Source organism: Streptomyces sp. GESEQ-35 (assembly GCF_017948485.1).
In the GTDB taxonomy this organism is placed as follows: Bacteria; Actinomycetota; Actinomycetes; order Streptomycetales; family Streptomycetaceae; genus Streptomyces.
The window spans coordinates 1-9,431 of sequence record NZ_JAFFSX010000060.1; the positions used below are offsets into that span (position 1 = coordinate 1).

Genomic DNA, 9,431 nt, shown 5'->3' on the forward strand with positions numbered 1-9,431 from the left:
CATGAGCGCGACGGACAACCTCGTCCTGGCCCGCAGCGGTGTGGTGCCGATGTCGGAGGAAGAAGGACTCGCCCTCTTCGACCAGGCAATCGCCGCGGGGGAACCAGCGATGGTGCCGATGCCGATCAGCACCAACCAGGTGCGGGCGCGTCTGGAGGCGGGCGATCCGGTGTCGCCGCTGCTCCAGGGGCTGGTGAAGGTACGGCCCCGGCTCCGGGCGGCCTCGACCGCAGCGGGCTCATCCGAGGAACTGTCGGCGCTCCTCCCGCAGCGGCTCGCCTCGATTCCGGCCGAGCAACGGCCGTCCGTGCTTCTGGACTTCGTACGGGAGCAGGCGGCGTCCATCCTCGGGCTGGACGACATCGACGCAGTGGTACCGCACCGTGGACTGCTGGATCTCGGGTTCGACTCGCTGACGGCCGTGGAGCTGCGCAACCGGCTCGGTCGGGCCTCCGGGCTGCGGCTGCCGACGACCCTCGTCTTCGACCAGCCGACCGCACAGGGCGTGGCGTCGTATCTCCTCGGGCAACTCGCCCTCGACGAGCGGGCGGACAGCGGGTCACCGCGGTCGCTGCTCGACGGTGTCGCCTCGCTGGAGGCAGCACTGCTCTCCGCGGAGCCCGACAACGCCACCCGCGAGGAACTGGCGGCACGGCTTCAGTCGCTGCTTCAGGGGCTGAGCGACAGCGGCGATGCCTCGGTGGTGCGCATCGGTGAGGCCTCGGACGACGAGATCTTCGAGTTCATCGACAACGAGCTCGGCATCTAGCGAGCACAGCAGAACTGACCGCAAGCACAGAGGCCGCCGGGTTTCCCGGCGGCCTCTGTCGTTGTCGGTTCGAGGGTTCGAGGGTTCGAGAAATGTCAGCGCACGGCTGCCACATGCCCGTCGGGGCGGATCAGTACGGACTGGAGGTCCTCCCATCCGTCCCGGTCCTCGGCCGGCCAGCCGTGCACGATGTGTACGGCTCCCGGAGCGGCGGCCGGCTGGGTCGGGTCGTCCGTACGGGTGAGCAGGACGTGGGCGGCGTCCTTGAGGTGGTCGAACAGGCGGCTCATGCCGTTGCCGGTCAGGTTCAGGGCCAGGTTGGGCACGCGGCTGCCGACGAGCGGGTGGGCGTCGGCGCCGGAGGGGGCCGGGTAGGCGTAGTCGAGTGCCGTGATCTGTCCGGCCAGGTACTGGTTGACCTGAGGGAACTCCAGGAGGCGGGAGAAGAGGTCGCGCAGGTGCTGACCGCCCGGCGTGAAGTCGAAGACCATGGTGGTCTGGGCCAGGGTGTTGGCGATGACGGCCTCACCGATGGGGTGGCGTTCGTCGTGGTACGTCTCCAGAAACTCCTCGTCGGCGTCGCCGCGCACCACCGCGGCGAGCTTCCAGCCCAGGTTGGTGGCGTCCTGGAGTCCCGTGTTGAGTCCCTGGCCGCCGAACGGGGAGTGGACGTGTGCGGCGTCACCGGCGAGCAGTACCCGCCCGGTGCGGTAGCGGGCGGCGACTCGTGCCGGGTTGCCGACGCGGGAGAGCCAGGTCGGGGAGTGGGCGCCGCAGTCGGTGTCGGTGAGGCGGAGGAGGACTTCGCGCAGTTCCTCGAAGGAGACGGGCTCTTCCTTGGTGACCCGGCTGGACTCCCGGTCGCAGACCATGATGCGGTGTCGGCCGGTGTCCGGGACGATGCCGCCCATGAACCAGCCGAGCCTGCTGCCGTCCGGCGCCGGGAAGTGTCGTATGCCCAACTGACCCATCCAGGACGGCGGTTCGTCGAGGGTGACGTCGGCAAGGATGTAGGTGGCGGTGGTGCTGCTGCCGGGGAAGTCGATGCCGGCGAGTTTACGCACGGCGCTGTGAGCTCCGTCGCAGCCGACGACGTAGCGTGCGGAGACGCTCTCGCCGTTCTCCAGTTTCACGCGTACGCGGTCGGGTTGGGTGGCCAGGCCCACGACGGCGTTGCCGCGTTCGACCGTGACACCGAGTTCACCGAGGGCCTGCTCGATGACCTCCTCCACGACGTTCTGCCGTACCGACAGACCGTAGGGGTGGGTGGTGTCGAGTCCGGCGAGCTGGAGCCAGGGCAGCAGGCCCGCCACGTTCGCCACGGGGAGTTTGCGGGAGCGTTCGCCGGCGACCCGGTCGAGCAGACCTCGCATGTCCAAGATCTCCAGGCTCCGCGCCTGGAGGCCGAAGGCCCTGATGTAGGGGCTGCGTTCGGTGTCTCGTTCCAGAACCCGGACGTTCACGCCTCCGACGGAGAGTTCCCTTGCCAGCCAGAGGCCGACGGGACCGGCTCCGACGATGGCGACGTCCACGATGTCCTGTTCACTGGGCACTGAGGCTCCCGAAGGTCGGTGGGTCGGGTCGGCCTCAGGCTAGGGAGCGCTTCTAAAGGCCGGGAAAGGCCGCCGAGTCGGTGCCGGGCCACTTGTTCCCTCCGGTGGCGGGGCGGCACAGCAGTGCCACTCCGCGGGCGGCGACGGCTGCTCCGGTCAAGGCGCAGACGACGCCCGGCGTACCGCCGTCGAGGGTCTCCCCGAGGAGGGTCAGGCCTATGAGGCAGGAGGCCACGGGGTTGGCGATGGTGATGAGGACCAAGGGGGCGCCGAGGCCGCCGCGGTAGGCGATCTGGGAGAGCAGCACGCCGGTCAGGGCCAGCGGCGGGACGAGCGTGGCGGACAACGCCGTGGCGGGGTCGGCGAGTGCGCCGGGTCCGTCGTCCATGACGGCCACGGAGACGCACTGGGTGAGCGCGGAGCCGACGGCGAAGGTGACACCCGCGGCGACAGCATTGCCCAGGCTGTTCGCCGGTTTCCGGGCGAGCAGGGCGATCGTCGCCGCGCAGACGCCGGCCAGCAGGCAGGTCTGCGGCAGGTTCAGGAGGTGTCCGGTCGTGGGGTGCGGGGCCGTGGTGGCCAGGAGCAGTCCGGTCAGGCCGGCGAGGGCGAGGGCGAGACCTCGCCATTCGCGGAGCGCGACCCGGCGCCGGGCCAGGGCGGCGCCCGTCGGCACGGCGAGGATGACGGAGAGCGCGCCGAGCGGTTGCACCAGGCTGAGCGGGCCGTAGCAGAGGGCTGCCACGTGCAGAAGGCCGCCGGCGATGTTGAGGCCGAGCGCTGTCAGGCCCTGGCCGCGGCGGAAGAGGCCGCGTGCGGTGGCCGCCGTACAGGCGGCGAGGCGTTCCTGGAGCACAGCTCCGACCGCGTAGCAGGCGGCGGAGAGAACCGACAGAACGACGGTCAGCGCTGTGGTGTTCATGGATCCCCACTCGGCAGGTGCGGCTCGTCGGGGCCGTGCGGGCAGGGGCGCCGGCTCTACGACGGTCAGGTGACAGCGCGTCAGCGGCGCCGTGGCGTGCGAACCGGACTCCGCCTCTGCGACCGCATCAGATGACACTGCGTCAGCGGCGCCGTGGCCTCACGGTCCCGAACTCGGCCTCTACGACGGTTGGGTGACACTACGTCAGTAACGCCAGGGCCATGCGGCCTTGGCGCCGTAGCCGCGCCGCATCTGGGGGTGCACGGTGCGTCGGCGCGGAAACGAGCGGAGCCCGGCGACCAGCCGGGGGATGTACCGGTCGCCGAGCCCGTTCTTCGCGCCGTCCCGTCCCCACGAACCGGCGCGAATCCGGATGCCCGCCTCCGCCGGGCGAGCCGTTCCGGTCCCGGGGCACGTCCAGCCCCCCGGGGGTGTGTGGTCCGGCCGTGGCGCCGGACCGGTCGCTGCGTCAGACGTGTACGGCGGTCTCGCCCGTGGCACTGGAGCCGCGCTTGGTCAGCAGGGCGAGCACCGCGCCGAAGCCGGCGATGACGGCGGAGATGGTGAAGGCGAGCCCCATACCGCTGATGAAGCAGTCGTGGGCGATCTTGGAGATGGTGGCCGCGATCCCCTCGGGAGTGCCCTCGGGCACGGGTGCCAAGCCGATGGAGACGGCGTCCTTCATCGCCTCCTGCTGTTCTCCGTCGACCTCCGGGAGGCCCGCGGCGGACCACTTGTCGGGGAGGGTGTCGGCGACCCGGGAGGCCATCACGGCTCCCAACACCGCCGTGCCGAGGCTACCGCCGACCTGCATGGCCGCCTGCTGGAGGCCGCCCGCGATACCGGCGTGTTCCTCGGGGGCGTTGCTCACGATCACGTCGGTGCTGGCGACGATGACGGGGGCCAGCCCGAGGCCGAGGAGCACGAACCAGAGGGACATCGCGAGGGTGCTCGCGTCGGTGTCGAGCGATCCCAGGCCGAGGATCGCGGCGCCGGAGAGGGCCATGCCGCCGGCCAGCGGGATCTTGGGGCCGTACTTGGCCATGAGCGCGCCGCCGAGCGGCGAACCGACGATCATCATCGCCGTGACGGGCAGCAGGTGGACGCCGCTGTCCACCGGGCTCATGCCGTGCACGTTCTGTAGGTAGAAGGTGATGAAGAACAAGCCGCCCATGAAGGCGAAGGCCATCAGGACCGTCACGACGGTGGCGGCCGACAGGGAGACGGAGCGGAACAGTCCGAGCGGGATGAGTGGGTTGCTGGCCCTGGCCTCCCAGAGCACGAAGACGAAGCCGAGGGCGACGGCCGCGGCGAGCAGGCCGAGGGTCTTGGCGCCGGTCCAGCCCCAGGCCTCGGCCTTGATCAGGCTGAAGATCAGGCAGAACATCGACCCGGACAGCAGGATGACGCCGGGGAAGTCGAACATGCCTTCAGAGGCGGCCTTTTCGGCGGGCGGCTTACGCAGGACAACGAGGCCGAGCGCGAAGGCCACGATGCCGACGGGGATGTTGAGGAAGAAGACCGACTCCCAGTTGACGTGCTCGACGAGCAGACCGCCGACGATGGGACCCGCGGCGATGGAGGCGCCGATCACCGCGCCCCAGATACCGATCGCCATGTTGAGCTTCTTCGCCGGGAAGGTGGCGCGCAGCAGGCCGAGCGCGGCCGGCTGGAGCAGCGAGCCGCACATGCCCTGGAGGACGCGGAAGGCGATGACCAGGCCGGGGCTGTCGGCCAGTCCGATGGCGGCCGAGGTGGCGGCGAAGCCGGCGACCCCGACCAGGAAGGTCTGCCGGTGACCGAAGCGGTCACCGAGCTTGCCGGCGGTGATCAGTGACACGCCGAGCGCGAGCAGATAGCCGTTGGTGATCCATTGGATCTGCTCGAGCGAGGCGTTGAGGTCCTGCTGGATGGCGGGATTGGCGACTGCCACGATCGTGCCGTCCAGGGTCACCATCATGGCCCCGATGCCAACGGTGAACAGGGTGAGCCAAGGGTGCCCGCGCAGGCCCTTTCTCGGGCTGAGAGGTTCCGTCTCAGCGGTCTTGCCTAAGGAGGTCTGGGCCATGACGGCTCCGATCGAGTCGTGTCGTAACAGACAGCGGAGGACAACTCACCGAGAAGATATGGCAGCAACTGACAAACGTCAATCCCTGCTAGTAGTCAGCCGCTGCCAGGAAACTCTGGCACTATGGTGACGCGGCTGCCACGGTGCGAATGCAGCAACAGGCGTCGTGAGTGCGGGGGTTCAGGTGACGTTCCGAACCCATCGGCGATCGTTAAGGAGCTGGCGACAGGTGAGAGTGGAAGCTGACGCAGGAGAACCCGGGCTGCGGGAACGGAAGAAGCAGCTCACCCGCGACGCCCTGATCCGCTCTGCGATCGCCCTGTTCACAGAACAGGGTTACGAGCGCACGACGGTTGACGAGATCGTCGCCGCCGTCAACGTTTCGCAGCGCACGTTCTTCCGCTACTTCAACGGAAAGGAGGACGTCGCCCTCGCCCCCGTGACCGAGATCGACGAGCGCGTGCTCGAACTCCTCACCGAACGCCCCCCGTCGGAAACCCCGTTGGAGGCACTGCGCGGATCGGTGCGGGAGACCTGGGCCGGAGTCAGGGAACAGACCGAGCGGATCAGCGGGGTCACGGCCCTCGCCCGGATCCTGCGCATCGTCGAGACCGCCCCGGGCCTGAGTGCCGCCCATGCCCACCGCACCATGGCGTTCGAGGAACGCCTCGGCAGGGAGATCGCCCGTCGGGAGAGCCTCGACTACGACACCGACCCCCGCCCCAAGCTGGTGGTGGCCATCTTCACCGCGGTGACCCGGGTGGCCAGCCGCTGCTGGGGACTTGACGAGGACGCCGACCTCGACGCCGTCGCCCGGACCATCGAGGAACACTTCGACCTGCTGCTGCCGACCCTTGACGGACCGTGGTCCCCCCTGGGCGAGGGCTGAGCGGGCGCCGCGGCCGCACCACCGGAGAAGTACGGATGTCGCCCCGCCGTCGACGAACCCTTCGTCTCTCATGGGCGACCGCACAGTTCCTCCTGGAGCCGCCGTTCGACCGTGGTCAGCGGGAGCTCAGGGCACAGCCGCTCGGGGTGGTGCGGGGCGGGACCCGCGAGCGGCGGCCCTGGCTCCGGCGCCTCCGGGATGCAGATCCAGAAGCTGCCGTAGCTGACCAGAGCCTCCCAGATCGCCTGAAGACAGCGGGCACCGGGTGATCGCCTCATACGCGCCATTCACTCACGCTCCTCGTTGTCAACAGCGCCGTCGGAACAGTGCTTTCGCAGGGCAGCACCGTGCCGGTCAGCCCTTAAGCCGCGCTGAACGCCCGACGGGGCACCGACGTGCGGCGAACGATCAGTTCCGGCCCATGCCGCAGGAAGGGATGCCGTTCCTTTCCCGGCATGTCACAGAATGAGGTCCGTAACTGGCCCAGCGAGAGCCGCAGTTGAACCCGGTGAGATCCCTCGCATGCTCAGGCGTCGGCCGCCCAGGACATCATCGACGGAGGAGATCGTGTTCGACGACCGGTCCGTATCGGTGCACCGCTTCACCCCAATGACCCGGCGGAGGTTCCAGCTGGTGTGCTTCCCACCGGATGGCCGGCCCTCGTCCTTCCACCGGTCGGCGGCCGAAGCCCTCGCGCCGTCCACCGAAGTCCTGTCGGTGCGGTACGCGCACCCCTCGGACGGGGCGCTGCCGACGGACGCCGAGCTGACTCCCGCGCTGCACGACGGCATCGCCGAGGAACTCGCCCAGGAACTCGACAGCCCCACGGTCCTCTTCGGCCAGGGACCCGGCGCGGTCATCGCGCTGGAGGTGGCGCGCCGGCTCGAACTGGCCTTCCTGCTCAACGACAGCCACGGAGCCAGGCTGGCGGCCCTGCTGGTCTCCGCACAGCCGGCACCGTCCTGTCGGCCCTGCGCCGAGGAGGCCACGATCAACTGCCCCATTGGCGTCTTCTTCGGCGATGCCGACCCCCGGATCGGCCGCGATGAGGCCGCGGCCTGGGCGTACCACGGCAAGGAGCGGTTCGACTTCCATGTGCTGCACGGCGGCAAGGACTACTTCGCGCACCGCCCCGCCGAACTCCTCAACGCCCTGTCGGACTATCTGCTCATGCTCGGCTGAACGCGGGCCGGGCCGGGCCGTTTGGCGGGAGTTTAGACGCGGTTGCGACCGTATCCCCATGAACTCAGCCGTACGCACCGCACGGAACGCCGAAGCCTGGATCCGTCGCTTCCACCACGCACCCGACGACGGCCTGCGCCTGGTCTGCTTGCCCCATGCGGGCGGCAGCGCCAGCTTCTACCACCCCCTGTCGGCGGCCCTCTCCCCCTACGTCGGCACCTACGCGGTGCAGTACCCGGGGCGGCAGGACCGCCGTCACGAGCCCTGCGTCGACAGCATCCCGGAGCTCGCTGACGCGATCTTCGAGGTGCTGAAGCCCTGGACGGACCAGCCGCTGGCCCTGTTCGGCCACAGCATGGGCGCCACTCTCGCGTTCGAGGTCGCCGTACGGGTGGAGGAGCGCCTCGGTACATCGCCCACCGCGCTGTTCCTGTCCGGTCGCAGGGCTCCCTCCCACTTCCGCCCCGAGAGCGTGCACACCCTCGACGACGCCGGGATCATCGCCGAACTGGCAACCCTGAGCGGCACCGATCCGCGGGTGCTGCGGGAGCCGGAGATCCTCGACATGGTCCTGCCGATGCTGCGCAGCGACTACCGCGCCATCGAGACCTATCGAGGCCGGCCGGGCGACAGGGTCTCCTGCCCGATGACGGTGCTCACGGGCGACACCGACGAGCGGGTCTCCGCCGAGGAAGCCGCCGCCTGGGCGGATCACGCCTGTGGCGGCTTCTCCCTGCGGACCTTCCGGGGCGGCCATTTCTACCTCAACGACCATCTGCGGGAGGTCGCCGCGGTCATCACCGACTCCCTCGTAGCCACCCGGGCGGCCTGACGGCGTCCCTGGCTCATCCTCCGGTGCCGGGTCCGCCGTCGAACGCCTCCAGCCCCTCCTTGATGCCGGTCAGCACGTCGGCGGCCTCAGCACCGTCGATCACTCGGTGGTCGAAGGCCAGGCTGAGCCTCATCACCTTCGCGACCTCCACTCGGCCGTCCCGCGCCACCGGCCGGTCGACCGCGCGTCCCACGCCGAGCGTGACCGTGGTGCCGCCCACCGAGTGGAAACCGTCCACGGGCCGGTGGCCCAGCGAGGTGACGGCGTAGGTGCCCATGAAACGCGCCCTGGTCTCCAGCGGCCTGACCGTACGCCGGAACAGCGCCCGGCCCACCGGACCGGGCAGCCGGTGGAGCATGCGCACTCCCTCGAACTCCGGCGCCTTCTCCGGATCCACGTCCTTGAAATGGTCCAGCATCTTCTGGATGTCGAGCAGCCCCTGGCTGTCGACGCCGGGCAGGACCGTGGACAGCACCACGCGCCGGCCCCCCATCGTCTTGTCGAGCGTGACCTTGGCGTTGGCGACGCCGTACCGGGCGACGGTAGGCCGCAGCCGGCCCCTGATGGCGGCGTTCGCCTCCGGGTGCGCCACCAGCACCCGCGACGACACATGCAGCACATAGCTGAGGATCGAGTACGGCTGTCCCGATTCCCGTGCGGCGGCACGGTGCCTCATGACCTGCGTCATGTCCACCTCGGTGTCGAGGAAGACGGGCGAGAAGGGACGGATCTCCCGCAGGAAGTGCAGTGTGTGGCGGCGCTCCGCCGCGATGGGCACCGCCGTCCCCTTCTTGTCGAACCTGTCGGCCACGGTGTCGGCCACTACCGTCTCCCCTCGTACGCGAACGTGTTCAACCGTCCGGGGAAGGGTCTCCGACAGCTCTTAAGCCGTTCTTGGCCGCCGCCCGGACCACCGACGTCACGGCTGGGCCCTGCACTTGCCGTTTTGGGCCGCGCAAAGGGCAGCTTTAGTCGCGTCGACCACGCTCAGCCGCATGAATTCCACCGCCGCACATGGCGACGGACGAACCCCCGCCGCGGGAGCCGGCCGTCATCCCGTGGCGCCTCCGGCGCCCGGAGAGGGGAACGCATGAGCAACGGCCACACGTCGGAGTCCGGACTGCCCATCGAGCCGGTGTACGGGCCGCAGGTGCTGGAGGGCTGGGACCCGGCCGGGAAGCTGGGCGAGCCGGGGTCGTACCCCTTCACCCGCGGT

9 protein-coding genes are annotated in these 9,431 nt (G+C 69.8%); 4 read left to right on the forward strand and 5 right to left on the reverse strand.

The window, feature by feature from the left end:
* Positions 1 to 769: phosphopantetheine-binding protein (locus KCH87_RS48190; protein ID WP_210594422.1), on the forward strand; the 769-nt coding region annotated here is incomplete at its 5' end.
* A 95-nt stretch (positions 770 to 864) separates the two neighbouring features.
* Here the strand turns inward: KCH87_RS48190 and KCH87_RS48195 are convergent.
* The 3 genes from KCH87_RS48195 to KCH87_RS48205 form a co-directional block, all read right to left on the reverse strand.
* Positions 865 to 2,322, reverse strand: coding sequence for an FAD-dependent monooxygenase (locus tag KCH87_RS48195; protein ID WP_210594423.1), 1,458 nt, complete (start codon positions 2,320 to 2,322; stop codon positions 865 to 867).
* A gap of 52 nt (positions 2,323 to 2,374) precedes the next feature.
* Entirely contained in the window at positions 2,375 to 3,244 is an 870-nt protein-coding gene (locus KCH87_RS48200; RefSeq protein WP_210594424.1) for a hypothetical protein, read from the reverse strand.
* A gap of 469 nt (positions 3,245 to 3,713) precedes the next feature.
* On the reverse strand, positions 3,714 to 5,312 hold the full coding sequence (locus tag KCH87_RS48205) for an MFS transporter (protein ID WP_210594425.1): 1,599 nt from the start codon (positions 5,310 to 5,312) through the stop codon (positions 3,714 to 3,716).
* 229 nt (positions 5,313 to 5,541) lie between these two features.
* On the opposite strand from KCH87_RS48205, the gene KCH87_RS48210 reads away from it, so the two are divergent.
* Positions 5,542 to 6,201 (forward strand): TetR family transcriptional regulator, encoded by a 660-nt coding sequence (locus KCH87_RS48210; RefSeq protein WP_308299096.1) that lies wholly within the window; start codon positions 5,542 to 5,544, stop codon positions 6,199 to 6,201.
* A gap of 68 nt (positions 6,202 to 6,269) precedes the next feature.
* Here KCH87_RS48210 and KCH87_RS48215 read toward each other — a convergent pair whose 3' ends face one another.
* Positions 6,270 to 6,479: a DUF6059 family protein gene (locus tag KCH87_RS48215; protein ID WP_210594426.1), complete on the reverse strand. Its 210-nt coding sequence runs from the start codon at positions 6,477 to 6,479 to the stop codon at positions 6,270 to 6,272.
* Positions 6,480 to 6,768: 289 nt separating this feature from the next.
* Here KCH87_RS48215 and KCH87_RS48220 point away from each other — a divergent pair, with 289 nt between their 5' ends.
* The gene (locus tag KCH87_RS48220; protein ID WP_210594427.1) at positions 6,769 to 7,383 is read left to right on the forward strand and encodes a thioesterase domain-containing protein; all 615 of its coding nucleotides are present in this window, start codon (positions 6,769 to 6,771) and stop codon (positions 7,381 to 7,383) included.
* Between the two features lie 58 nt (positions 7,384 to 7,441).
* The gene (locus KCH87_RS48225) at positions 7,442 to 8,215 is read left to right on the forward strand and encodes a thioesterase II family protein (protein WP_210594428.1); all 774 of its coding nucleotides are present in this window, start codon (positions 7,442 to 7,444) and stop codon (positions 8,213 to 8,215) included.
* A gap of 13 nt (positions 8,216 to 8,228) precedes the next feature.
* Here the strand turns inward: KCH87_RS48225 and KCH87_RS48230 are convergent, their stop codons facing one another.
* Entirely contained in the window at positions 8,229 to 9,038 is an 810-nt protein-coding gene (locus KCH87_RS48230) for a 2-oxo acid dehydrogenase subunit E2 (protein WP_308299097.1), read from the reverse strand.
* Positions 9,039 to 9,431: the final 393 nt, after the last annotated feature.

Coding starts and splice junctions, on each gene's coding strand:
- KCH87_RS48215 (WP_210594426.1), bottom strand. CDS start 6,479: ATGAGGCGATCACCCGGTGCCCGCTGTCTTCAGGCGATCTGGGAGGCT.
- KCH87_RS48205 (WP_210594425.1), bottom strand. CDS start 5,312: ATGGCCCAGACCTCCTTAGGCAAGACCGCTGAGACGGAACCTCTCAGC.
- KCH87_RS48225 (WP_210594428.1), top strand. CDS start 7,442: ATGAACTCAGCCGTACGCACCGCACGGAACGCCGAAGCCTGGATCCGT.
- KCH87_RS48200 (WP_210594424.1), bottom strand. CDS start 3,244: ATGAACACCACAGCGCTGACCGTCGTTCTGTCGGTTCTCTCCGCCGCC.